Annotated in this window: 23 protein-coding genes; 8 read left to right on the top strand and 15 right to left on the bottom strand. The window is 61.3% G+C overall.

Annotated features, from left to right (window positions below; genetic code table 11):
* Positions 1-12: 12 nt before the first annotated feature.
* The 5 genes from V8689_RS05750 to V8689_RS05730 form a co-directional block, all read right to left on the bottom strand.
* Positions 13-762, bottom strand: coding sequence for an SDR family NAD(P)-dependent oxidoreductase (locus V8689_RS05750; protein ID WP_056789938.1), 750 nt, complete (start codon positions 760-762; stop codon positions 13-15).
* A gap of 69 nt (positions 763-831) precedes the next feature.
* Positions 832-1,593, bottom strand: a complete 762-nt coding sequence (locus tag V8689_RS05745; protein WP_056789935.1) for an SDR family NAD(P)-dependent oxidoreductase — start codon at positions 1,591-1,593, stop codon at positions 832-834.
* A 10-nt stretch (positions 1,594-1,603) separates the two neighbouring features.
* Positions 1,604-2,944, bottom strand: coding sequence for an MFS transporter (locus V8689_RS05740; protein ID WP_056789933.1), 1,341 nt, complete (start codon positions 2,942-2,944; stop codon positions 1,604-1,606).
* 143 nt (positions 2,945-3,087) lie between these two features.
* Positions 3,088-3,966, bottom strand: coding sequence for a polysaccharide deacetylase family protein (locus tag V8689_RS05735; protein ID WP_056789931.1), 879 nt, complete (start codon positions 3,964-3,966; stop codon positions 3,088-3,090).
* Positions 3,967-3,977: 11 nt separating this feature from the next.
* Entirely contained in the window at positions 3,978-5,309 is a 1,332-nt protein-coding gene (locus V8689_RS05730; protein ID WP_056789928.1) for an amidase, read from the bottom strand.
* Between the two features lie 347 nt (positions 5,310-5,656).
* Here V8689_RS05730 and V8689_RS05725 point away from each other — a divergent pair, with 347 nt between their 5' ends.
* The 7 genes from V8689_RS05725 (at position 5,657) to cmoB (ending at position 12,849) form a co-directional block, all read left to right on the top strand.
* Entirely contained in the window at positions 5,657-6,646 is a 990-nt protein-coding gene (locus V8689_RS05725) for a GntR family transcriptional regulator (RefSeq protein WP_056789925.1), read from the top strand.
* 145 nt (positions 6,647-6,791) lie between these two features.
* Complete coding sequence (gene lon, locus V8689_RS05720) at positions 6,792-9,212, top strand: endopeptidase La (protein WP_047712670.1); 2,421 nt, start codon at positions 6,792-6,794, stop codon at positions 9,210-9,212.
* A 145-nt stretch (positions 9,213-9,357) separates the two neighbouring features.
* Positions 9,358-9,768: a hypothetical protein gene (locus tag V8689_RS05715; RefSeq protein WP_056789921.1), complete on the top strand. Its 411-nt coding sequence runs from the start codon at positions 9,358-9,360 to the stop codon at positions 9,766-9,768.
* A 300-nt stretch (positions 9,769-10,068) separates the two neighbouring features.
* Positions 10,069-10,458: a protease inhibitor I42 family protein gene (locus V8689_RS05710; RefSeq protein ID WP_032893399.1), complete on the top strand. Its 390-nt coding sequence runs from the start codon at positions 10,069-10,071 to the stop codon at positions 10,456-10,458.
* Between the two features lies 1 nt (position 10,459).
* Positions 10,460-11,116, top strand: coding sequence for a lysoplasmalogenase (locus V8689_RS05705; RefSeq protein ID WP_056789918.1), 657 nt, complete (start codon positions 10,460-10,462; stop codon positions 11,114-11,116).
* Positions 11,117-11,152: 36 nt separating this feature from the next.
* A complete protein-coding gene (gene cmoA, locus V8689_RS05700; RefSeq protein WP_056789915.1) occupies positions 11,153-11,896 on the top strand; it encodes a carboxy-S-adenosyl-L-methionine synthase CmoA in 744 nt (247 codons plus the stop codon).
* Positions 11,893-12,849, top strand: coding sequence for a tRNA 5-methoxyuridine(34)/uridine 5-oxyacetic acid(34) synthase CmoB (cmoB, locus tag V8689_RS05695; RefSeq protein ID WP_056789913.1), 957 nt, complete (start codon positions 11,893-11,895; stop codon positions 12,847-12,849). The genes cmoA and cmoB overlap by 4 nt, the downstream gene beginning before the upstream one ends.
* A 135-nt stretch (positions 12,850-12,984) precedes the next feature.
* Here the strand turns inward: cmoB and tadA are convergent, their stop codons facing one another.
* The 10 genes from tadA to lptF all read right to left on the bottom strand — a co-directional run bounded on the left by tadA (position 12,985) and on the right by lptF (position 23,564).
* Complete coding sequence (gene tadA, locus V8689_RS05690) at positions 12,985-13,485, bottom strand: tRNA adenosine(34) deaminase TadA (RefSeq protein WP_056789910.1); 501 nt, start codon at positions 13,483-13,485, stop codon at positions 12,985-12,987.
* Complete coding sequence (locus V8689_RS05685) at positions 13,485-14,867, bottom strand: multicopper oxidase family protein (RefSeq protein WP_056790546.1); 1,383 nt, start codon at positions 14,865-14,867, stop codon at positions 13,485-13,487. The genes tadA and V8689_RS05685 overlap by 1 nt, the downstream gene beginning before the upstream one ends.
* A 224-nt stretch (positions 14,868-15,091) precedes the next feature.
* Positions 15,092-15,835, bottom strand: coding sequence for a pyridoxine 5'-phosphate synthase (gene pdxJ, locus V8689_RS05680; RefSeq protein ID WP_056789907.1), 744 nt, complete (start codon positions 15,833-15,835; stop codon positions 15,092-15,094).
* A 51-nt stretch (positions 15,836-15,886) separates the two neighbouring features.
* Entirely contained in the window at positions 15,887-16,573 is a 687-nt protein-coding gene (gene recO, locus V8689_RS05675; protein WP_019817662.1) for a DNA repair protein RecO, read from the bottom strand.
* Between the two features lie 154 nt (positions 16,574-16,727).
* On the bottom strand, positions 16,728-17,630 hold the full coding sequence (era, locus tag V8689_RS05670) for a GTPase Era (protein ID WP_028618988.1): 903 nt from the start codon (positions 17,628-17,630) through the stop codon (positions 16,728-16,730).
* Entirely contained in the window at positions 17,623-18,312 is a 690-nt protein-coding gene (gene rnc / locus V8689_RS05665) for a ribonuclease III (RefSeq protein WP_003188856.1), read from the bottom strand. Before rnc ends, era begins: the two co-directional genes overlap by 8 nt.
* 144 nt (positions 18,313-18,456) lie before the next feature.
* The gene (gene lepB, locus V8689_RS05660) at positions 18,457-19,311 is read right to left on the bottom strand and encodes a signal peptidase I (protein ID WP_003188855.1); all 855 of its coding nucleotides are present in this window, start codon (positions 19,309-19,311) and stop codon (positions 18,457-18,459) included.
* A 5-nt stretch (positions 19,312-19,316) separates the two neighbouring features.
* Positions 19,317-21,116, bottom strand: a complete 1,800-nt coding sequence (gene lepA / locus V8689_RS05655; RefSeq protein WP_029297480.1) for a translation elongation factor 4 — start codon at positions 21,114-21,116, stop codon at positions 19,317-19,319.
* 257 nt (positions 21,117-21,373) lie between these two features.
* Positions 21,374-22,453 carry an LPS export ABC transporter permease LptG gene (lptG, locus tag V8689_RS05650; RefSeq protein ID WP_003188851.1) on the bottom strand — a complete coding sequence of 360 codons (1,080 nt, stop codon included), beginning with the start codon at positions 22,451-22,453 and terminating at the stop codon, positions 21,374-21,376.
* Positions 22,446-23,564, bottom strand: coding sequence for an LPS export ABC transporter permease LptF (lptF, locus tag V8689_RS05645; protein WP_003188848.1), 1,119 nt, complete (start codon positions 23,562-23,564; stop codon positions 22,446-22,448). Before lptF ends, lptG begins: the two co-directional genes overlap by 8 nt.
* A gap of 284 nt (positions 23,565-23,848) precedes the next feature.
* Between lptF and V8689_RS05640 the strand changes: the two genes are divergently transcribed.
* Positions 23,849-25,339 (top strand): leucyl aminopeptidase, encoded by a 1,491-nt coding sequence (locus V8689_RS05640; RefSeq protein ID WP_034128658.1) that lies wholly within the window; start codon positions 23,849-23,851, stop codon positions 25,337-25,339.
* The last annotated feature ends 103 nt before the right edge of the window (positions 25,340-25,442 follow it).

The following is a 25,442-nucleotide window of genomic DNA, read 5'->3' as shown; positions in this document are numbered from 1 at the left end:
GCTACACCCCGCTCATGGCATGACGTCGCCGGAATTCGGCCCCAGGGTCTGGCCCACGAACAGGTTGCCGCCGGGCTCGCTGGCCAGCAGTACCGCCACCGGCGCGACTTCATCCGCCAGGCCGAAGCGGCCCAGCGGCAGCTCGGTGGCCTTGGCGCGTTTCCAGGTGTCGCTGATGCCGCCCACCAACGGCGTTTCGATGGGCCCTGGGGCGATGGCGTTGACCAGCACATTGTCCTTGGCCACTTCCAACGCCAGGGATTTGGTAAAGCCGATCACCCCGGCCTTGGCTGCAGCATAATGGGTCAGCTCGGCGCCGCCCTTGATACCCAGTTGCGAGGCAACGTTAATGATCCGCCCCCAGCGCTGCGCAAGCATATGCGGCAAGGCGCGCTGGCTGGCGATAAAGACGCTGGTGAGATCGACGCGCAGCATGTCGTTCCACATCTCAATGCTCAGATCGACACAACGCGCCTGGGTGAGCATGCCGGCGTTGTTGACCAGGATGTCGATGCCGCCAAAGTGTTCGACGCAGCGGTCGACACTGGCCTGGGCGCCTTCGACGCTGCCGACGTCGGCCAGGCATTCGACCACCTCGGCACCCAGGTTGCGGCAGGTGATCGCGGTTTCAGCCAGGCTCGCGGCATTACGGTCGGCCAGCAGCAGGCGTGCGCCTTCAGTGGCGTAGGCGCGGGCGATGGCGGCACCGATGCCGCTGCCGGCGCCGGTGATGACGGCGCGGCGGTGAGTGAGTTGACTCATAAAAACTCCTGAAAAAACACGGTTCCCTGTGCGAGGGGCTTGCCCCCTCCCACATTTAGGTTGAGCACGTCAGTCCGGCCAGCGCACGGTCAGGCCACCGTCGATCACAATGCTTTGGCCCGTCAGGTAGCTCGACGCATCACTGGTCAAGAACTGCACCAGCGACGCCACCTCATCCGCCCGCCCGACTCGCCCCAGCGGGATCGCACGCGCCGCTTTCGCCAGGCCCTCAGGCCCCAACGAGTTCTGCGCATCCAACGACTGCGGCGTCTCGATCAAGCCGGGAATCACCGCATTGCAGCGAATCCCCAAGGGCGCCAACTCCACCGCCAATGAACGACACAGCCCCGGCACGCCGGCCTTGGCCGCCGCGTAATGGCTGTGTTCCTGCCAGCCATACACCCCACCGGCAATCGACGATATCGCCACCAGCGCACCGCCTTCGTTCATGTGCCGAGTCGCGGCGCGGAAGGTGCGCATTACCCCGGTCAAGTCGACATTGAGCATCTCGTCCCACAGCGCGTCGGTCATCTCCAGCAACGGCGCGCGGCGCAACAACCCGGCGTTGGCCACCGCGTAATCCAGGCGTCCGAAATGCTGCACGGCCTGCTCGGCAAGGGCGTCAACCGAGGCGCTATTGCCCACGTCCAAGGGCAGCATCACGCACTCGCCGCCCGCCTCTTGCACCTGCGACACGGTGGCCTGCGGGTCATGGGGATCAGCCGGGTAATACCCGCCCACCACCGCCACACCACTGCGCGCGTACGCCACGGCGAGGGCTTGGCCGATGCCGCTGGCGGCACCGGTAATCAAGGCAACTTTGCGTTTCATCGAACACTCCTTACTGGACAGTTTCCGGGCGTACATGGCGCGCGGCGAACATCAGGGCTCCGGACAGGAAACACGGCAACGCACCAAACCACAGCGCGGCGGTCTGCCAGTCACTGCCGCCGGCCAATACTTGGGTGGCACCAAAGCCTGCGACCACTGCACCAATCGGGCCCATGGCATGGATGATCGCGCCGCCAGTGGCGCGGATGCTGGTGGGGAAACTTTCGCTGATAAAAAACAGGGCCGCCGAGTACGGTCCGATCAAAAAGAACAGGCCCAGGCTATACAGCCCGACCACCATCGGCATATTGCTGGGCCCAAACAGCATGCCGGCGAACGCCAGGCCGCCGAGCATCCAGCCAAGGCCGATCACGTTGCGCCGGCCGATCTTGTCGCCCATCCAGCCGTGGCTGAGGTAGCCGCAGTAACCCACCAGGTTCGACAGCACCAGGATGATCAGCGAGTTCTCGAACGAGATGTGGTGCACGCTGACAATGACTGAAGTTCCCAACACACTGAACACCTGGATCGCCGCCCAGTTGAGCAGCAGCGCGGCACCGATCACTAGGGTGGCACGGCGCGCCGGGCCACGGAACGCGGCTTTGAGGCCGGCCTTGCTGTGCTCGTCGTAGTCCACGCCGTAAGTTTCAGCGACGTTCTGTGCGTCTTTTACCGCACCGCTTTTGCGCAGTTGACTGATGCGCTGGTGGATCTGGAACTGCGGGCTCTCCTTGAGCTTGCGCGCCATGATCGCGATCGCAATGGCCGGGACGGCGGCGAAGATAAAGCAGCCCTGCCAGCCGACAATCGGCAGCAACAGCGCGGTCAAACCTGCGGCGATCAATGCACCGACCGGCCAGCCGCCCTGCACCAGGCTGTAGATAAACCCGCGCCGCTTGGTCAGCCGCGGATCCTCGGAGGCGCCATACAGTTCGCTCAAGTAGGTGGCGTTGACGGTCTCCTCGGCATAACCCAGGCCGCCCAACGAACGGATCAGAATCAGCGGCGACTTGCCCCACGCGCCGCCAATGGCGGTGAGTGCCGAGCACAACGCGGAGCCGGCCACGGTGAAGATAATGCCGGTGCGCCGCCCCAACTTATCGACCACGGGGCCAATGGCAAAGGCCACCACCGCCGTGCCCACTGCCACCCAGGTCGCAATCTCAGCTTGCTCGACTTCACCCCAGCCGAAGTGCCGGCCAATTTCCGGCAGCAAGGTGCCGAACAGAATGAAATCGTACACCGCAAACACCCAGGCAAAAAACGCGATCCAGGTGGCAAAGCGCACTTCCTTGGATGTCAGTTGCCGGGGTTTCCAGCCAGTCAGGTCAAGCTTGTTGTAGATAGACATGAATCGCGCCTCAAGGGATAGGGGGTTGCCCTTCTGTAGGAGCGTGCTTGCTCGCGAAGAACGCACAGGCACTGCGTAAAACCAGGTGGCCTGCGTTATCGTTGACGACCTTCGCGAGCAAGCTCGCGCCTACCGGGTGGACGTCAGGTACGCGGTTGGCGGCGGATAAAATCGTCGGCGATTTCGTCGAAGGTGACGAAGCGCACGCCGGCATGGCTCTGGATGTGTTCGATCAAGCGCTCCAGCATCAACAGCACTTGCGGGCGGCCAGACACGTCGGGGTGGATGGTCATGGTGAACACGGCATGTTCGTGTTCGCGGTAGACCCAGTCGAACTGGTCACGCCACATTTCTTCCAGATGGCGCGGGTTGACGAAGCCGTGGCTGTTGGGGGCTTTCTTGATGAACATCATTGGCGGCAGGTCGTCCAGGTACCAGTTCGCCGGGATCTCCACCAGGTCGGTTTCTTCGCCGCGCACCAAAGGCTTCATCCAGGTGTCGGGGTGCTGGCTGTAGTCGATCTTGGTCCAGCTATCCCCCTTGCGCACGTAGTAGGGGTGGAAGTCGTTGTGCATCAAGCTGTGGTCGTACTTGATGCCTTTTTTCAGCAGCAGCTCGTTGGTGACCTTGCTGAATTCCCACCATGGCGCAACGTAGCCGGTGGGGCGTTTGCCGGTGACCTGGGTGATCAGGTCGATGGATTTGTCGAGCACGATCTCTTCTTGCTCGGCGGTCATGGCGATGGGGTTTTCGTGACTGTAGCCATGCACACCGATTTCGTGGCCGGCGTCGGCCACAGCCTTCATCTGCTCGGGAAAGGTTTCCATCGAGTGGCCCGGGATAAACCAGGTGGTGCGCAAGCCGTAGCGTTCGAACAATTTGAGCAGGCGCGGCGCGCCGACTTCACCGGCGAACAGGCCACGGGAGATGTCGTCGGGCGAATCTTCGCCGCCATAGGAACCGAGCCAACCGGCGACGGCGTCCACGTCAACGCCAAATGCACAGAGAATATCTTTAGCCATGGTGTGTCTCCTTAACGAGTCAGTACGGATTCAACGGCCAACGCCGCGCCTAACAAGCGTGCGTCTTCGCCGGTCGGGGCGCTGAGCAGCAACCCGGTGGGCAAGCCCAGGGCGTCGCGGCCGCTGGGCAAGCTGACGCCTGGCATGTCGAGCAAACTGCCAGGCATGGTCAGGCGCAGGGTGGCGAGGTTGGTGGTGACGAACAGCTCGTCGTCAGCCTCCAGCGCTGCCAAAGGCGGGGCGACGTGGGCGACGGTCGGTGTTATCAACAGGGCACCGTCGAGGTCATCGGGCAATTGCTGTTGCAGCCGCCGACGCGCTTCGATCACGTACAGGCGTTGACGGGCCGGCAGCGCGCTTGCGGCTTCGAGACGGCGGCGTACACGGGGATCGAGTTGCTCGGCGTCGGTGCTTTTCAGTAAGGCTTCATGCAGGGCAAACGCTTCGAATGAACCGAGCCAGCCGTGCTCTTTGATCAGCGCCAGCGTGGCCTGGAACGGGACGGATGGGCGCACCTCGATCAACGCACCGGACGCCCTCAGCTGGTCGGCGGCGCGCAGCAGGTTATCGCGCACGGCCGGCTCGATACCTTCCAGCGCGCCTTGCTCCAAGACCAGGCGCAGGCCCTTGAGGCTAGTGGCGACATGGCGCTGACTTCGGCCATGGAGCACGTCGTCGAGGGCCAAGGCATCACGCACACTGCGCGTCAGCGGCCCGAGGCTGTCGAGGCTGTGCGCCAGAGGAAAAACGCCCTCACGGCTGTAGCGCTGGCAACTGCTGCGATACCCCACCACGCCATTGAGTGCCGCAGGGATGCGGATCGAGCCAGCGGTGTCGGTGCCCATGGCAATCGGCACAATGCCCGCCGCCACGGCGACCGCCGACCCCGAGGACGAACCGCCGGGAATGCGTGGCTGATCGCTGCTGCTCGGGTTATGGGGTGTTCCGAAATGCGGGTTCAGGCCCAGACCGGAGTAGGCCAGTTCGCTGAGGTTGGTCTTGCCCAGGCTGACCATACCGGCGCGACACAACCGTTCAACACAGGGCGCGTCTTGCACGGCAGCCGGCGCATGGCGACGGTAGGCAGCACCGGCAGTGGTGACACTGCCGGCCATGTCGAACAAATCTTTCCAAGCCAGAGGCACGCCGTCGAACTGGCTCACAGGCTGCCCGGCGCGCCAGCGTGCGGCGGATGCTTGAGCCTCACGCCGAGCACGCTCAGCCGTCAGAGAGATGAACACGCTGGGGGCCATGCTTGCATGAAGAAGGGCTTGTTCAAGCACCTGCACCGGATCACTGCGACCACTGGCGAAGGCTTCGGCCATGGAAGTGGCATCGGACATCAAGATGACCCTCTAAAATGTACAAATTAATAAAATGTACATTTTGTAAAGGCAGCTTTCGTGCCAGTCTCATCAGCGCGTGTTCCCCACGCTTCAGGTTTTATCTGCTGAGGTACGGGCTAGATGCCTTTTGATGAGGTGAAAAAATTGGCGAAGAGATGGACCTGCGTCCCGAATGGGATAATGTATCTTTTATTAGAAAATACATTTTGGTGCAAAAAAGTAACATCACGTCTTCCACGGCCCCAAAAATGTGCCGCCGACGTGGCGCAGAGTGACAGCCCATCTATGAGAGAATCCCCGGCCAGTGCCCTACAAGCCCCAGAGCTCTTTACCTAGAGAAACAGATGAAAACAGTGTCCGCCTCGGCCTCCCGTTACGCGATGATTCACCAGATTTTGCGCGACGCGATCGTCAACGGCACCGCCCGTCACGGGTTGGTCTTGCTTGAAGCGCCGCTGGCTGAACTGTTCGGCACCAGCCGTGTGCCGGTGCGCAAGGCGCTGGACCTGTTGCATGCCGAAGGGCTGATTTGCCGCTTCAATGGCCGCGGTTACCTGATCAATCCTGACGGCCTGAACATGGAGCCTCTGCGCCTGCCGTTAAGCCATGGGCATCTGGGCCTCAACCACGACGACGAGCTGGTAGACACCCGGCCATTAGGCGAGCGGATTGTCGAGGAGATCGGCGCGGCGCTGTCCACTTGCATCGCGTTCGGCCATTACCGCTTGGATGAGCAAGCCGCCGCTGACCATTACGGCGTCAGCCGCGCCGTGGTGCGCGAAGCGCTGATGCGCCTGCGCGATCGCGGCCTGGTGGAAAAGGAGCCCTACTCCCAATGGCTGGCCGGGCCGTTGACCGCCCGCGAAGTCACCGAAGACTACGAGCTGCGTGCCTGCCTGGAGCCCGAAGCCCTGCGCCAGAGCGCGCCTGACCTTGACCGCGACCTGCTCCAGACAATGTTGCAGCGCGTGCTCGACGCCCAGGCCAGCCCCCATTGCAGCCTGGAAGCCATCGAACAAATTGAAGAAGACTTGCACCAGCGCTGCCTGGCCGGCCTGCAAAACCGCAAGATCGCCGCACTGATCCGCCAGGGCCAGAGCCCGATGATCATCAGTCGAATTTTCTACCGTTTGCTGGGGATCGGCGCCGATCCTGCCATGTTAGCCGAACATCGGCTGATACTTGAGCTGTTGCTGCATGGGGCATTTGATGCTGCGGCGCTGAACCTGCGCGAGCATTTGCAGCGGGCCAGCCAGCGCATGTTGCAGCGCCTGAAAGTGCTCTCGGTACTCCCCGAACAACCGCTGCCTGCCTACCTGCACAAAATCAGCTGAGAAGGTGAGTGGGGCTTGCTCCCTCCCCCACCTTGGCCGCACCTCTCCCGTTATTTCATGCAAATTGTTGCTAACGACGCCGCCCCATTGAAACCACCGCAACCCCGCCCCATCTAACCTGCATACTTACTGATGCAGGTGCCCCATGAGCGACCAGCAAGAATTTCCAGATTACGACCTCAACGATTACGCCGACCCCGAAAACGCTGAAACCCCCTCGTCCAATACTGGCCTGGCCCTGCCTGGGCAAAACCTGCCGGACAAGGTCTACATCATCCCGATCCACAATCGGCCGTTTTTCCCGGCCCAAGTGTTGCCGGTGATCGTCAATGAAGAGCCCTGGGCCGAGACCCTGGAGTTGGTGAGCAAATCCGACCACCATTCCCTTGCGCTGTTTTTCATGGACACGCCGCCCGAAGACCCACGGCACTTCGACACCTCCGCCCTGCCGCTATACGGCACCCTGGTGAAGGTGCACCACGCCAGCCGCGAGAACGGCAAGCTGCAGTTCGTGGCCCAGGGCCTGACCCGCGTGCGCATCAAGACCTGGCTCAAGCACCACCGCCCACCGTACCTGGTGGAAGTCGAATACCCGCACCAGCCCAGCGAGCCGACCGACGAGGTCAAGGCCTACGGCATGGCGCTGATCAATGCGATCAAGGAACTATTGCCCCTCAACCCGCTGTACAGCGAAGAGTTGAAGAACTACCTCAACCGCTTCAGCCCCAACGACCCGTCGCCGCTCACCGATTTCGCCGCCGCCCTCACCTCGGCCACCGGTAATGAGCTGCAGGAAGTGCTGGACTGCGTGCCCATGCTCAAGCGCATGGAAAAAGTGCTGCCGATGCTGCGCAAAGAGGTAGAAGTCGCGCGCCTGCAAAAAGAACTCTCCGCCGAAGTGAACCGCAAGATCGGCGAGCACCAGCGTGAGTTCTTCCTCAAGGAACAACTCAAGGTCATCCAGCAGGAGCTGGGCCTGACCAAGGACGACCGCAGCGCCGACGTCGAACAGTTCGAACAGCGCCTGCAAGGCAAGGTGTTGCCGGCCCAGGCACAGAAGCGCATCGATGAAGAGCTGAACAAACTGTCGATCCTGGAAACCGGTTCGCCGGAGTATGCCGTCACGCGCAACTATCTGGACTGGGCCACCTCGGTGCCGTGGGGCGTGTACGGGGCCGACAAACTCGACCTCAAGCACGCGCGCAAAGTGCTCGACAAGCACCATGCGGGCCTGGATGACATCAAGAGCCGCATCCTCGAATTCCTCGCCGTGGGCGCCTACAAGGGCGAAGTCGCCGGTTCTATCGTATTGCTGGTAGGCCCGCCGGGCGTGGGCAAGACCAGTGTGGGCAAGTCCATCGCCGAATCCCTGGGGCGGCCGTTCTATCGCTTCAGTGTCGGCGGCATGCGCGACGAGGCCGAGATCAAGGGCCACCGCCGCACCTACATCGGCGCCCTGCCCGGCAAGCTGGTGCAGGCGTTGAAAGACGTGGAAGTGATGAACCCGGTGATCATGCTCGACGAGATCGACAAGATGGGCCAGAGCTTCCAGGGCGACCCGGCGTCGGCGCTGCTGGAAACCCTGGACCCGGAGCAGAACGTCGAATTCCTCGACCATTACCTGGACCTGCGCCTGGACCTGTCCAAAGTGCTGTTCGTGTGCACCGCCAACACCCTGGACTCGATCCCGGGGCCGTTGCTGGACCGCATGGAAGTGATTCGCCTGTCGGGCTATATCACCGAAGAAAAAGTCGCCATCGCCAAGCGTCACCTGTGGCCCAAGCAATTGGAAAAAGCCGGCGTGGCGAAAAATAGCCTGACCATCAGCGACGGCGCCTTGCGCGCGTTGATCGACGGTTATGCGCGAGAGGCCGGCGTGCGGCAGTTGGAGAAGCAACTGGGCAAGCTGGTGCGCAAGGCGGTGGTAAAACTGCTGGATGAGCCGGACTCGGTGATCAAGATTGGCAACAAGGACTTGGAAAGCTCCCTGGGCACGCCCGTGTTCCGTAACGAGCAAGTACTGTCTGGCACCGGCGTGATTACCGGCCTGGCGTGGACCAGCATGGGCGGCGCCACCTTGCCGATCGAAGCGACGCGCATCCACACGCTCAACCGCGGCTTCAAGCTCACCGGGCAGTTGGGTGAAGTGATGAAAGAGTCCGCCGAAATCGCCTACAGCTACATCAGTTCCAACCTGAAGTCGTTTGGCGGCGATGCGAAGTTCTTCGATGAAGCCTTCGTGCACTTGCACGTGCCGGAAGGCGCCACCCCCAAAGACGGCCCGAGTGCCGGCGTGACCATGGCCAGTGCGTTGCTGTCCCTGGCCCGCAACCAACCGCCGAAAAAAGGCGTGGCGATGACTGGCGAACTGACCTTGACCGGGCATGTACTGCCGATTGGCGGGGTGCGCGAGAAGGTGATCGCGGCGCGGCGCCAGAAGATTCACGAATTGATCCTGCCGGAGCCCAACCGTGGCAGCTTTGAGGAACTGCCGGATTACCTGAAGGAAGGGATGACGGTGCACTTTGCCAAGCGGTTTGCGGATGTGGCGAAGGTGTTGTTCTAATCTCTCCCTGAATAAAACCTTCTAAATAAGCTGACACCAATAAATCGGGTATTAACAACTGTTAACTCTGACAGTTGTTAATACCCGACATTTCCCAATACTGGACAAGGTCTGAAAGATCACTGTCCGGCAAAAGGGGAAAATGATGACTAACAATTCACGTGTTGATCAGGTTGTAATCGGTAATTTCACAGCCACTGTCGGTAATGTGCAGATGAAAGTCGCCAACGCGTCGATGGCACACCACGCTCACACCGTTCAATTTAACGCTCTTCAAGAGTACGGCTCGCCAAACGATCCCAAATACAGCTCCTTCCATGTGGTGATCAATAGTCAAACCCCGACGGGAAAGCACTCGTATCCTAAAGACAAAGGGTTGAGTCGTTTACACTACGCCGAGCTTAACCCCCTCCCCGTTCTCTCAGCAGAAATCACTGAAGGCACCTACGAAATCATCACTAATAAAAGTGGTGATTACACCCTCTCCTTTGACGTGGTGCTGGGGGCGCTGAACAAGTTGCGGGCAACAGGCAAGTTCGAATTCTCTGCGCGATAACTTATACGAAAAATCACCAACTGCTCTGGCAGAGCCCCAACCGTGGGAGCTTTGGGGCGTTGCCGGAGTATTTGAAGGAAGGCATGACGGTGCAATTCTGATAGATCTCTAGCACCTGGACTGGCCCTATCGCGGGCAAGCCCGGCTCCCACAGGGATCGGTGCTGTTAATGACAACGCGGTCAAATGTGGGAGCGGGCTTGCCCGCGATGGCGCCAGCCGCCACACCGCACGCCCTCTTGTCACACCTTGTCTCATCTTCGGTTATGCTCCCCCTTCGTCGTGTATTAACGGAGCCTTCATGACCGCTGCCCGCCTGTTTCTCCCCTTGAGCCTTGCCCTGCTTGCCGGATGCGCCAGTGCCCCCAAGCAAAACGTCAGCGTGGACAACCAGAGCGCCTGCCCGCTCCAGCTTAAAAACGGGCAAAACCTGATCCTCACCCTGCCCAGCAACCCCACCACCGGTTACCGCTGGGCCATCCAGGACTCCGCTGGCGGCGTGTTGCGCGCCTTGAGCCCCGAGGTCTACAGCAGCACCGAATCCGGCGTGATCGGCGGTGGCGGCCAGTCCACCTGGCGCTTCCAGGCGTTTGCCCCAGGGCAAGGGCGTTTGCGCCTGACATCCCAGCAACCTTGGGAGCCGGAGGCCGAACCTGTCGAAACCTTTGACTGCGCCATTACGGTGAACTGATATGCCCTGGCTGATCCTTGCCTTGATGGGCGCCGGCACCTTTGTCTACGGCCTGGCGACCCATGCGACGCTGCTGTGCCTGCTGGTCAAGCCGCTGCCGGTGCTGGCGCTGCTGGGTTGGCTGCATGACGCGCCGCCCACCGACTATCGACGCTGGATCAGCCTGGGGTTGATTTTCTCCCTGGTGGGCGACGTGTTGCTCGCCTGGCCGGGCGACTTGTTTATCTTTGGCCTGGGCGCGTTTCTGTTCGCGCATCTGGCCTATCTCAAAGCCTATTTCAGTGACTGTCGGCGCTTAGCCTTGCTGCCGCTGGTGCTGGCCCTCGGCATTGGCGCAAACTTGCTGAGCATCCTGATCTCCCACGGCCTCGGTGAATTGCTGATACCGGTGGTGATTTACGCACTGGTGATCAGCGCCATGCTTTGGCGGGCGTTGGCGCGACTGGGCAGCCAGGTGCCCAAACGTTCGGCGTGGCTGGCGGCGGCGGGTGCGGTGTCGTTTGTGGTTTCCGACGCGCTGATCGGCATCAACCGGTTTGTGCTGGCATTCGAGGCGGCGCCGTATTTACTGATCGCCACCTACTGGCTCGGGCAGTGGGGCATCACCGCCTCGGCTTTCCATCAGACAACCCGCGCATCCGAGGAGCAACTTGGCTAAAATGCCGGCCTTTCCCCCATCGTCGCCGGAACAGCCGTGAGCAAAGAACCCGATCGCCTATTCGCCCAGCCCCTGCCCCAGGTGCCGGACTTCGCCTTTAACGAGGATGTGGTGCGGGTGTTCCCGGACATGATCAAGCGCTCGGTGCCGGGTTACCCCACCATCGTCGAAAACCTCGGGGTGCTGGCCGCGCAATTTGCCCAGCCCGACAGCGTGCTGTATGACCTGGGCTCGTCCCTGGGCGCCGTGACCCAAGCCCTGCGTCGCCATGTACGCACCGAAGGTTGCCGGGTGATCGCCGTGGACAACTCCGCCGCGATGGTCGAGCGCTGCCGCGAATACCTCAATGGCCAGGACTCGATGTTCCAGGAGTTGCTGCCCGTGGAGCTGATCGAGGGCGATATCCTCGCCCTGCAATTCAAGCCTGCCTCGGTGGTGGCGCTGAACTTCACCCTGCAATTTATCGCCCCCCAGGAGCGCCTGGCGTTGCTGGGGCGCATTCGCCAGGCGCTGCTGCCGGGCGGGGCGTTGATCCTGTCGGAAAAGCTGCGCTTTAACGATGTTGAAGAGCACGCACTGCTGACCGACCTGCATATCGCCTTCAAGCGCGCCAACGGCTACAGCGAACTGGAAATCGCCCAGAAACGCAGCGCCATCGAAAACGTCATGAAGCCCGACAGCCTCGAAGAACACCGCGAACGCCTGCTGGCGGTCGGGTTCTCGAAAGTCGTGCCGTGGTTCCAGTGTCTTAACTTTGCCTCGTTGATTGCCTTGCCATGATTGATTTGTCTCCCCTCGCCCGCCATCTGGTCGGCACTCCCCTGGCCGTGTGGGCCCAGGGCCTGCAAGCGCAGCTCGATAGCAAGATGGAAAAGGGTCATGGCGACCTGGAGCGCTGGCAGAGTGCGTTGGATGCACTGCCGAAGATCCAGCCCAGCGAAGTCGACCTGTTGAACGGCCTGGTGCTGGACAGCGATTGCGACGCCGCCACCCGTGAGCAAATGCACACCGCCTTGATGGGCCTGAGCCCGTGGCGTAAAGGCCCGTTCCATCTGTTCGGCGTGCATGTGGACACCGAGTGGCGTTCGGACTGGAAGTGGTCGAGGGTGGCGCCGCACCTGAACCTCCAAGGCAAGCGCATCCTCGATGTGGGCTGCGGCAACGGCTACTACATGTGGCGCATGCTCGGCGCCGGGGCCGACAGCGTGATTGGCGTGGACCCCAACTGGCTGTTCTTCTGCCAGTTCCAGGCGGTGCAGCGTTACCTGTCCGAGCCCAAGGCCTGGCACCTGCCGTTCCCGTTCGAAGACCTGCCGGCGAACCTGGAAGGCTTTGACACGGTATTTTCCATGGGCGTGTTCTACCACCGCCGCTCGCCCATCGAACATTTGCTGGCGTTGAAGGACACCCTGGTCAAGGGCGGCGAGCTGGTGCTGGAAACATTGGTGGTGGAAGGCGATCAACAGCAAGTGCTGGTGCCGGAAGACCGTTACGCACAGATGCGCAACGTGTGGTTCCTGCCGTCGGTACCGGCGTTAATGCTGTGGCTGCGCCGCGCCGGTTTCAGTGATGTGCGGTGCGTGGATGTGAGCGTGACCACGGTTGAGGAACAGCGTGGAACAGAGTGGATGAAGTATCAGTCGCTCAGTGACTTCCTGGACCCTGAGGATCACAGCAAGACCATTGAAGGGCTGCCGGCACCGATGCGAGCGGTGATCATCGCGCGCAAATGACACCACCCTTTTCCTGAAAAAATGGAGATCAACTGTGGGAGCTGGCTTGCCTGCGATAGCGGTGGGTCAGTCAATATTGGGCTGGCTGACAGATAGCTATCGCAGGCAAGCCAGCTCCCACAGTGTTTCTCAGTGTCAGTTAGACGGTGGCTTGGCTCGGCGAGCCTTGAAGAACTCGCTGAGGACAGCCCCACACTCCTCGGCCAACACCCCGCCTTCAAACAACACCCGATGATTCAAAAAGCCCTGGGTAAAAAACTGCCCCTGGCTTTGCACGATGCCCGCCTTCGGCTCCAAAGCGCCATACACCACCCGCGCCACCCGCGAATGCACGATCAACCCCGCACACATGCTGCACGGTTCCAGCGTCACGTACAGCGTGCTACCCACCAGCCGATAGTTGCTGATCGCTTGCGCAGCGGCGCGGATCGCGACCATTTCGGCATGGGCACTGGGGTCGTTGCCGCTGATGGGGCAGTTGAAGCCGCGGCCGATGATTTCACCGTCCTGCACCAGCACCGCGCCCACCGGCACCTCGCCCAATGCGGCGCCCTGGGCGGCGAGCGCCAGGGCTTCGCGCATAAAGTCCTGGTCGCGGCTGCGGTCGATAATCGCGGCGGGGCGAATCTGGCGCATCACGCCACCTCGATGGCGGCCATCAGGCCGGTTTCCATGTGGTCGATCACATGGCAATGGAACATCCACACCCCGGGGTTATCCGCCACCAAGGCCACGCGGGCGCGTTCGTTCTTGCCCAGCAGGTAGGTGTCGGTGAAATACGGGATCACCTTGTGGCGGTTGGACGCGAGCACCTTGAAGCTCATGCCGTGCAGGTGGATCGGGTGCTGGTACTGGGTCATGTTCTTCAATTCGAAAATGTAGCTCTTGCCCTTTTCCAGCTTGGCAATCGGGCGGTCGGCGCAGGTCTTGTCGGTGATGTCCCAGGCCTGGCCGTTGATCTGCCACAGGCTCGGCGGCTTGCCGTTCTCGACGTTGACCGACACCGAGCCGACCCATTCGAAATTGAAGTTGAGTTTCTCCGCATTGGCCAGGTCTGGCTCGGCGACCGGATTGGCCGGCAATGCCGGTGGCCATGCGGTAGGCGCGTCGGTATTGGCCACCGAACGGAAGGTACCAAGACGCACCGGGCCGTTGCGCAGCGACAGTTCTTCGCCCGCCGGCGGTGCCTTGATCGCCAGGCAGATGCGCATGCCCGGGCCCAACCAATATTCCTTGCCCAGCGGGCGCGGCTCGATGGGGTTGCCGTCCAGAGCATAGATCTGCGCTTCGACCCCGGGAATATTGAGGCGATAGGTCAGGGTGTTATCCAGATTGAGCAGGCGCACGCGGGTGATTTGCCCAGCCGGCAGGTCGATCACCGCCTGGGGCACGCCGTTGATGGTCGAGAGGCGCCCGGCCGTGCCGCCACGCGCCGCTTCACGGGGGATGCTGAACTCGACAAACGCGCCCTCTTCGTCGATATGCCAGTTCTTCAGGCTCAAGGTGCGTTCGTACTTGAAACCGGTGGGTTCGCGCTCTTCCACGATCAACGGGCCGACCAGGCCACGGCCGAGCTCTTCGCTGCTGCTGACATGGGGGTGGTACCAGTAACTGCCGGCATCGGGCACGCGGAATTTGTAGTCGAAGTATTCGCCAGGCAGCACCGGTAATTGCGAGACGTAGGGTACGCCGTCCATTTCCAACGGCAGGCGGATACCGTGCCAGTGGATGGTGGTGGCGACCGGCAGATGGTTGATAAAGCGCACCCGCAGCCACTCGCCCTGGCGCACCCGCAACTCGGTGCCCGGCGCCGATGGGCCGAACGCCCAGGCCTGGGTCTTGTGCCCTGGTACCAGCTCTACATCCAGGGGTGCGGCAATCAACTCGTAATCGTGCCCGGCCTCGGACTCAGCGACTTTCCCCAGCCAGTAGCGGTAGCCACCGCCAGCACCGACGCCTACTACGGCCAGGCCAGCAAGACCACCCAGGATTTGTCGACGGGAAAAGGATCGGGACACAACAACCTCGCGTATCTGCCGCAGGCCAAGGGCCCGCAAAGGGCAGATACGATACACCTGCAGGGGCTAAACAGTAAGACTTCGCATTGCCGCATGCCAAAAACACGACGACTCATCCTGTGGGAGCTGGCTTGCCTGCGATTGCGGTGGGCCTGCTACGAATGCGCCAACTGACACTCCGCTATTGCAGGCAAGCCAGCTCCCACATTGATCTTCATTGTTTATCAGTGCTTGGCAGCAGCCAAAATCAGGGCTTTCATCTCGGCCACCGCGCCTTTGAAACCAACGAACAGCGCGTGGGCCACCAGCGCATGGCCGATGTTCAGCTCGTTGATACCTTTGATCGCCGCCACGGCTTCGACGTTGTGATAGTGCAGGCCATGGCCGGCATTGACGATCAAGCCTTCGTTGAGCCCGCAGTTCACGCCGTCGACGATGCGTTGCAGTTCGTCGGCCACTTCGGTCGGCGTGGTCGCATCGGCATAACGGCCAGTGTGCAGTTCGATGGCCGGCGCGCCGACACGGCGGGAGGCTTCGATCTGGCGTTCGTCGGCGTCGATAAACAGCGAGACTTCACTGCCGATCCGCGACAGGCGCTCCACCGCAGCCTTGATCCGCGCTTCCTGGCCGGCGACGTCGAGGCCGCCTTCGGTGGTCAGTTCCTGGCGGGTTTCCGGTACCAGGCAGATATGCGCCGGGCGGATGCGCTCGGCGAACACCATCATTTCTTCGGTGACGCCCATTTCGAAGTTCATGCGGGTTTGCAGCACGTCCTTGAGCAGCAGCACGTCGCGCTCCTGGATGTGGCGGCGGTCTTCGCGCAGGTGCACGGTGATGCCGTCGGCGCCCGCTTCTTCGGCGTCCAGCGCGGCCTTGACCGGGTCAGGGTAACGGGTGCCCCGGGCCTGGCGCAGGGTGGCGACGTGGTCGATGTTGACGCCAAGAAGAATGCGATTGCTGGTGGTCACGGAAGCGCTCCTGAAAAGGGAAAGAATCGGTGCACAGCATACACGGGGATGTCAGGGCTTTCGAAACAACTCGCGACTCACCAGTGGCCGCCCGCCCAGATGCACGGCCAGGGCCTGGCGCATCAGGCGCTTGGCAGCAGACAGCGCACCGGGCGCGTGCCAGTCGGCTTCGCTCATGGCCAGCAGCTCGGTGCCCTGGAACAGGCCGGGCTGCAGCAGGTACACACGCTCAAGCCCCGCATCGACTTGCAGGCGATACATGCCATCGGCGGCGATAGGCTCGCCGTGCAAGTCGTTGGCCAGTTCGAAGCCGTAGCCCAGGTCGTCGAGCAGGCGCCATTCAAAGGCGCGCAACAACGGTTCCAACGGCCGGCCTTCAGCGAGGGCCAGCAAGGTGGCAGCGTAGTGATCGAAAACCGCCGGGTGCGGGTCTTCGGCGGGCAACAGGCGGATCAGCAGTTCATTGAGGTAAAGGCCGCTGAACAGCGCATCGCCGTTAAGCCAGGCCGAGGTGCCAACGCTTTCCAGGCGCCCGACGTTTTTCAGCTCGCCCTTGCCGCGAAACTCCACGTCCAGCGCCACGAACGGCCGCGCCAACGTGCCCGCCTTGCCCCGCGCGCTGCGCAAGACTGCGCGCAGGCGGCCTTGAGGCGTGAGGAAGTCCACCAGCGCGCTGGTTTCGCGGTAGGCGCGGCTGTGCAGGACGTAGGCGAGTTGGCTGGGGGGGGAGGCGGACATGAAGCTCTCTCGCAGAACGTGAAACAGCGCCGATCCAATGTGGGAGCGGGCTTGCTCGCGATGGCGGCGTCACAGTCAACATCTCTGCTGAATATTACATCCTCATCGCGGGCAAGCCCGCTCCCACAGGGTTTTGCAGTGTGCTCGAGACCTGTTACAGGTCGCCATAGCCCAGGGAGCGCAACGCACGCTCATCATCGGACCAGCCACCCTTCACCTTCACCCACAGGTTGAGCATGATCTTGGAGTCGAACAGCAACTCCATGTCCTTGCGCGCTTCGGTGCCGATGCGCTTGATGCGCTCGCCCTTGTCGCCAATGATGATTTTCTTCTGGCCGTCACGTTCAACGAGGATCAGCGCATGGATATGCAAGGTTTTGCCCTGCTGCTTGAACTCTTCGATCTCGACGGTGATCTGGTAAGGCAGTTCGGCGCCCATCTGGCGCATGATTTTCTCGCGCACCAGTTCGGCGGCAAGGAAGCGGCTGCTGCGGTCGGTGATCTGGTCTTCCGGGAAGAAGTGCTCGTTCTCCGGCAGGTGCTCGGCGATCACGCGCTCCAGGGCTTCGAGGTTGTGGCCGTGCTGGGCCGAGATCGGGATGATCTGGGCGTTCGGCAGTTGTTCCTGCAGCCAGCTCAGGTGCGGCATCAGCTCGGCTTTGTCTTCGATACGGTCGGTCTTGTTCAGCGCGACGATCAAGGGGCCGGTCACGTATTGCACACGCTCAAGGACCATCTGGTCTTCATCGGTCCACTTGGTGCGGTCGACCACAAAGATCACCACGTCGACGTCTTTCAACGCCGCCGAGGCGGTCTTGTTCATGTAGCGGTTCAGGGCTTTCTCGCCGCCTTTGTGCATGCCTGGGGTATCGACATACACCGCTTGCACGTTGCCTTCGGTCTTGATGCCCAGCATGTTGTGGCGAGTGGTCTGGGGCTTGCGCGAGGTGATCGCGAGCTTCTGGCCGAGGATGTGGTTGAGCAGCGTGGACTTGCCCACGTTCGGGCGGCCGACGATGGCAACATAGCCACAGCGTGTTGCGGTTGAATCAGTCATGGCCATTCTCCACGCCCAGGGCAATCAGTGCTGCAGCGGCCGCTACCTGTTCGGCAATACGACGGCTCACACCCTGACCTCGGCTTTTTTCGTTCAATAAGGTGATTTCACATTCCACGAAGAACACCCGGCAATGGGGCTCTCCCTGAATATCCACCACTTCGTAGCGTGGCAGTTCGCAACCGCGGGACTGCAGGTACTCTTGCAGGCGGGTCTTGGGATCCTTGTTGGTATCTACCAGCGTCAGGCTTTCGATTTCCGAGGCCAGCCAGGCGACAACGCGCTCCTTGGCCGTCTCCATGCCTGCATCGAGGTAGATCGCACCGATCAAGGCTTCCAGGGCATCAGCCAGGATTGACTCGCGACGGAAACCGCCGCTCTTCAACTCACCAGAACCCAGCCGCAGGTACTCGCCCAGGCCAAAGCCTCGGGCCAGCACGGCCAGGGTCTCGCCTTTTACAAGGCGTGCGCGCAGGCGCGAAAGCTGGCCTTCTCGCGCTTGGGGGAAGCGCTCGAACAGCGCCTCGCCAGCGGCGAAATTGAGGATCGCGTCACCGAGGAATTCCAGGCGCTCGTTATTGCGCCCTGCAAAGCTGCGGTGTGTGAGGGCAAGGACCATCAATTCCTGGTCCTTGAAGGTGTAGCCGAGCTGGCGCTCGAGACGACTTAGAGAAACGGTCACGGTTTATCCATATCTAGTTGATGGCACCGGCGGCCATCGACGATTGACGCAGTGTTCAAATTAAAATCCTGACGGGTACCGGGCATCGGAAAATGTCCAAGCCCCAGAAAAGCATTCGGCGCTGTGTTCACAGCGCCGCTTGTATTACTTGATCAGCCCGACCCGCGAGAAGTTCGGCAGGTGGCTGAGCTTGGGTTCCGGCCAACTCATCCAGACTGCGAAGGCTTTGCCGACAATGTTCTCGTCGGGCACCATGCCCAGCAGGTCCTTGGGAATGTTGGGGTCATCCCAATAGCGGCTGTCGTTGGAGTTGTCGCGGTTGTCGCCCATCATGAAATAGTGCCCGGCAGGCACTTTCCACTGGCCATCCGGCATCGCACGGTAGCGGCTCATTTCCTTGCGGATCTGGTGCTCTACCGCACCGAGTTTCTCCTGGTACAGCTCGGCGCTGCCCAGGGTGTTCGGCTCGGCGCCCAACAGCTTCTCGGCCACCGACTCACCGTTGATGAACAGGCGCTTGTCGCTGGTGTAGCGCACCACGTCGCCCGGCAGGCCGACCACACGCTTGATGTAGTTGACGTTCGGGTCGCTTGGGTAGCGGAACACCATCACATCGCCGCGCTGCGGGTCACCCACGGGGATGACTTTCTTGTCGATCACCGGCAGGCGAATGCCGTAGGAAAACTTGTTCACCAGGATGAAGTCGCCCACGTCCAGGGTTGGTTTCATCGACCCCGAAGGGATCTGGAACGGCTCTACCAGAAACGAGCGCAGCACCAGCACGATGAACAACACCGGGAAGAACGACTTGCCGTACTCAACCAGCAAGGGCTCTTTGTTCAGTTTCTCGACCACCACCGCATCGGGCTGGCTGACGCTGCCCTGATAGGAAGCGATGGCCGCCCGACGACGCGGGGCGAAGAACACCAGATCGAGCAACGCCAGGAGACCACAGACGGCAACGGCAATGACCAGCAACAGCGGGAAATTTAGTGACATAGGACCTAACTATCCAACCTGAGCACCGCAAGGAAGGCTTCTTGTGGAATTTCCACGTTGCCTACTTGCTTCATGCGTTTTTTACCGGCCTTTTGCTTCTCAAGCAGCTTGCGCTTACGGCTTACGTCACCGCCGTAGCATTTGGCCAGTACGTTCTTTCTGAGAGCCTTGACGGAAGTCCGCGCAATGATCTGCCCGCCAATGGCGGCCTGGATCGCGACGTCGAACATCTGGCGCGGAATCAGTTCCTTCATCTTCTCGGTCAGTTGGCGACCTTTGTAGTGCGCGTTGTCCTTGTGCACGATCAGTGCCAAGGCATCTACCTTGTCGCCGTTGATCAGCACATCCAGTTTCACCAGATTAGCCGATTGGTAACGATCGAAATGGTAGTCCAGCGAAGCATAGCCGCGACTGGTGGACTTGAGACGGTCGAAGAAGTCCAGGACCACTTCGTTCATCGGCAAATCGTAGGTCACTTGCACCTGGGTACCGAGGAACAGCATGTCGTGCTGCACGCCACGCTTTTCGATACACAAGGTAATCACATTGCCCAGGTGTTCCTGCGGCACAAGGATATTGGCGCGCACGATGGGCTCGCGCATGTCTTCAATGGAAGACAGATCTGGGAGCTTGGACGGGTTGTCGACGTAAATCGTTTCACCGGTTTTCAGCGCCAGCTCAAAAATAACGGTCGGTGCAGTGGTGATCAGGTCCAGGTCGTACTCGCGCTCAAGGCGCTCCTGGATGATTTCCATGTGCAGCATGCCCAGGAACCCGCAACGGAAGCCGAAGCCCAGGGCGTCGGAGCTTTCCGGGGTGTACTGCAACGACGAGTCGTTGAGGGTCAGTTTTTGCAGGGCTTCGCGGAAGTCTTCGAAGTCATCGGAACTGACCGGGAACAGACCGGCATAGACCTGAGGCTGGATGCGCTTGAAACCCGGCAGCACATCGACGTCAGGGGTGGAGCTCAAGGTCAGGGTGTCACCGACCGGCGCACCATGGATGTCCTTGATACCGGCGATGATGAAGCCTACTTCACCGGCTTTCAGGTCAACGGTGGCGGTGTGTTTCGGGTTGAATACACCGACGCTGTCCACCAGGTGGATCTTGCCGGTGGACTTGACCAAAATCTTGTCGCCCTTCTTCACCCGGCCATGGCGCACACGTACCAGGGAGACAACGCCCAGGTAGTTGTCGAACCAGGAGTCGATGATCAACGCTTGCAGCGGATCTTCGATGTTGCCGGTGGGGGCCGGAATGGTCTTGACCAGGCGCTCGAGCACTTCGTCGACGCCCAGGCCGGTCTTGGCGCTGCACTCGACGGCGTCGGTGGCGTCAATGCCGATGATTTTTTCGATTTCTTCCTTCACCCGGTCCGGATCGGCTTGTGGCAAGTCGATCTTGTTCAGCACCGGCATCACTTCCAGGCCTTGCTCAATGGCGGTGTAGCAGTTGGCCACGGACTGGGCTTCAACGCCCTGGCCAGCGTCCACTACCAACAACGCGCCTTCGCAGGCCGCCAACGAACGGCTGACTTCGTAGGTGAAGTCAACGTGGCCCGGGGTGTCAATGAAGTTCAGCTGGTACTTGATACCGTCTTTGGCGGTGTAATACAGAGTAACGCTGTGGGCCTTGATGGTGATCCCGCGCTCGCGTTCGAGGTCCATGGAATCCAGTACCTGGGCTTCCATTTCACGCTCGGCAAGGCCACCGCACATCTGGATAAATCGATCGGCCAGCGTCGACTTGCCATGGTCAATGTGGGCGATGATGGAGAAATTGCGGATATGACTCAAATCACTCACGGATCAACACTCAAAAAGGCTGCAGGCAGATTGCCCGCTGAAAAATAGCCGGGAATTGTACCTGATGCTCAGGCCAGACGTCATCTTTGCTGACCAATACAAAAAAGCCCCGTTTCCACGGGGCTTATTACTGTAGGAGCGAGCTTGCTCGCGAAGATCAACAACGATAACGCGCTTATCCTGGATAAACGCGGCGTTTCGTAGATTTTCGCGAGCAAGCTCGCTCCTACAGGGAGGGGCATTATGCGAGCGCGGGCTCAACCGGCCCGGCGCAGCAGCCAGAACCCGGCCACGGCACAAATGGCCGTGGGCACCAGCACCGCAAACAGCGGCGAGAAGCCAAATACCAGGCTTGAAGGCCCGAGCAAGTCCTGGGCGATGCGGAAGGTGAAGCCCACCAGCACACCGGTAAATACCCGCTGGCCCAGGGTCACGGAACGCAATGGCCCGAAAATGAAGGAGATCGCCATCAACACCAAGGCGGCGGTAACCACTGGTTGCAAGACTTTCACCCAGAACGCCAGCCAGTAACGGCCATTGTTCAGACCCTGCTCCTTGAGATAGTGGATATAGCTCCACAACCCGGAGATCGGCAGGGCTTCCGGCACCATCACCACGGTATTGAGCAATTCCGGCTTGAGGGCGATATCCCACTGCTCGGTCGGCACATTCACCACTTCGGTGCTGGACTGGGTGCCCTGGCCCACGTTACGAAAGTGCGTGGTGGTGACGTCGCTCAGTTGCCATTGTTCGCCACTGTACTGCGCGCGCTTGGCGAAGCTGGACGACAACATGTGCCGCTCTTTGTCGAAGGTGTAGCGGGTTACCCCGATCAACAGGCCACCCGGCTGCACGGCGTTGATGTGGATGAACTCGTCGCCCTGGCGGTGCCACAGGCCGTGCTTGGCGCTTTGCGCATCGCCCGAACCCTGGGCCAGGGCGCGATTGGCCTGGGCGGTGGCTTCAGCCGGCGGGGCGACGTATTCACCGATCAGCACGCTGCACGCCATCAGCAGCAGCATCGGCTTCATGACCGCCCAGACGATACGGCCAATGGAAACCCCGGCGGCGCGCATGATGGTCAGTTCGCTGTTGCTGGCCAGGGTACCCAGGCCGATCAGGCAGCCAATCAGCGCGGCCATTGGCATCATGTCGTAAAGACGACGCGGCGCGGTCAGTGCCACGTAGCTCAGCACGTCCGTGACTGTGTAAGTGTCGGTGACGTTGCCCACTTCATCAATGAAGGCGAACAGCAAGGCCAGGCCGAGGATGATGCCCAGTACCGCCAGGATAGCGATCAGTACGCTAATGCCGATGTAGCGATCAAGCTTAGCCACGGGCCAACTCCTTCAGGCCACGACGGCTCTTCATTTTCAAACGGATAGGTTCCCAATAGAGCAGCCCCAGGCCGATCATCAGGAAAACCCCGTGCACCCACCACAGGCCCAGGGCCGGCGGCAACTTGCCCTTCTCCAGGGAACCACGGGCAGAAATCAGGATGGTCAGGTAGGCCATGTACAGCAGGATCGCCGGCAGCAACTTGAGGAAACGCCCCTGGCGCGGGTTGACGCGCGACAGCGGCACAGCCATCAGGGTCACGATAAACACCAGCAGCGGCAGGGACAGGCGCCATTGCAGCTCGGCGATGGAGCGCAATTCCGGGCTGCCGAACAGCGATGAGGTGGGCAGCGCGTCGCGATCGGTCACCTCGTCACTGATCTCGGCCTTGGGCAGCATGACGCCATAGGTGTCGTACTTGATGGCGCGATAATCCGCCAGGCCAGGGCTGCCGTCGTAGCGATAGCCGTTTTCCAGGATCAGGTAGCGGTTGCCATCGGGGCGGATTTCCTGGCGCCCGCTGTCGGCCACCAGGATGGTAATGCCACGGTCTTTCTGGTTCTGGCCGAGGTTCTTCTGGGAAATGAACACGCCGCCGAGGTTGGAACGGTCGTCGGTCATGGTTTCGGTGTAGGTCACCCGCGAACCGTCGCTGAGCGCCTGGAAGCGACCGGGTTCGAGGGTGTCGAACTCCGTCATCGCATCCTGTTTGTTCAGCAGCAGTTGAAATTGCATGGCCCCCTGGGGCGCCAGGCTCATGCTCAACCAGGCCACCACCAGGGCAACACCGGCGGCAGGCACCATGGTCATGGCCAGCAGGCGCTGCTGGCTCATGCCGGTGGCCGACAGCACGGTCATCTCGCTTTCCAGGTACAGCCGGCCATAGGCCAGCAATATGCCGAGAAACAGGCCCAGCGGCAGGATCAACTGGAGCATGCCGGGCATCCGGTAGCCCATGATCAGGAACAGTGAGCCCGGATCCAGGGCGCCAGCGGCGGCTTGGGCCAGGAACTTGACGAAACGACCACTCATGATGATGACCAGCAACACCGCACTCACGGCACTCAGGGTCAACAGGACTTCGCGGGACAGATAACGGAAGACAATCAAACCAGACACTCCAGGGTTGTCAGGCTAAGGCGGCCAAACAAGCAAGCATACCGAGTCGACCCGTTTACCACGGGCCGGCTAAAAAGATGGCGCATTATCCTGTGATTGACCGCGCCTGTCACGGAGCTTACTCATGCGCACGCACAAAGCGTGCGCCAAGGGTTGTCAGGCTCCGCTGGCGAGGTTCAAACTGCGGCCTTTGTCGCTGGCGGTTTACAACGCTGCCGAGCTTTAAAGCCGGAGTACAAGCTCCCGGCTCACAGACCTTGATAAGGGACCCGAAAATGGAATTGGTTGTAAAAAGCGTTAGCCCCGAAACGTTGAAAACCGCCACCCTCGTGGTCGCTGTCGGCGAAGGCCGCACACTCGGCGTCGCCGCCAAGCAACTGGATGAACTGAGCGGCGGCGCTATCAGCGCCGTGCTCAAGCGCGGCGACCTGGCCGGCAAGGTCGGCCAGAGCCTGCTGCTGCAGAGCCTGCCCAACCTTAAGGCCGAGCGCGTTTTGCTGGTGGGCGTGGGCAAGGATGCCGAACTGGGCGACCGTCCGTTTCGCAAAATCGTCAGCGGCATCCTCACCACCCTCAAGGGCCTGGGCGGCAGCGATGCGGTGCTGGCACTCGATGAAATCGTGGTCAAGGGCCGCGACAGCTACGGCAAGACCCGCCTGCTGGCCGAGTCGCTGGTAGACGGCGGCTATATTTTCGACCAGTTCAAGAGCCAGAAAGCCGAACCCCGCGCCCTGAAGAAAATCACCCTGCTGACCATCAAGGCCGCCCAGGCTGAAGTCCAGCGCGCCGTCACCCACGCCCAGGCCATCGCCAACGGCATGTCGTTCACTCGCGACCTGGGCAACCTGCCGCCGAACATCTGCCACCCGACATTCCTGGGCGAACAGGCCAAGGCATTGGGCAAAGAGTTCAAGGGCTTGAAGGTTGAAGTGCTGGACGAGAAGAAGATCAAGGACCTGGGCATGGGCTCGTTCTATGCCGTGGGCCAGGGCAGCGACCAGCCGCCACGCCTGATCGTGATGCAATACAACGGCGGCAAGAAGTCCGAGAAGCCTTACGCCTTGGTAGGTAAAGGCATCACCTTCGACACCGGCGGCATCAGCCTCAAGCCGGGCGCCGGCATGGACGAGATGAAGTACGACATGGGCGGCGCCGCCAGCGTGTTCGGCACCCTGCGTGCCGTGCTGGAACTCAAGCTGCCGATCAACCTGGTGTGCATCCTGGCCTGCGCCGAGAACATGCCGAGCGGCGGCGCGGCTCGCCCGGGCGATATCGTCACCACCATGAGCGGCCAGACTGTGGAGATCCTCAACACCGACGCCGAAGGCCGCCTGGTGCTGTGCGACGCCCTGACCTACGCCGAGCGCTTCAAACCCCAGGCCGTGATCGACATCGCCACCCTGACCGGTGCCTGCATCGTGGCCCTGGGCTCCCACACCTCGGGCCTGCTGGGCAACAACGACGAACTGATCGAGCAATTGCTCAGCGCTGGCAAGGCTGCCGACGACCGCGCCTGGCAACTGCCGCTGTTCGATGAGTACCAGGAACAGCTCGACAGCCCGTTCGCTGACATCGCCAACATCGGTGGGCCGAAAGCCGGCACCATCACCGCGGCCTGCTTCCTGTCGCGCTTTGCCAAGAACTTCAACTGGGCGCACCTGGACATCGCCGGCACGGCCTGGACCAGCGGCGGCAAGGACAAAGGCGCCACTGGCCGTCCGGTACCCCTGCTGACCCAATACCTGCTGGATCGCGCCAAAGCTTAAGCGGCCCCGGCCCTTCTGTAGGAGCGAGCTTGCTCGCGAAGATCGCCTTTGATAACGCGTTCATCCTGGATGAACGCGCTGCCCTCAGGTTTTTCGCGAGCAA

Origin of the sequence: Pseudomonas sp. AK181, from assembly GCF_051122975.1 — a bacterium.
Lineage (GTDB): Bacteria > Pseudomonadota > Gammaproteobacteria > Pseudomonadales > Pseudomonadaceae > Aquipseudomonas > Aquipseudomonas lactis.
The sequence above is the reverse complement of the archived record's forward strand: the minus strand, read 5'-3'. Positions and strand labels throughout refer to the sequence as shown.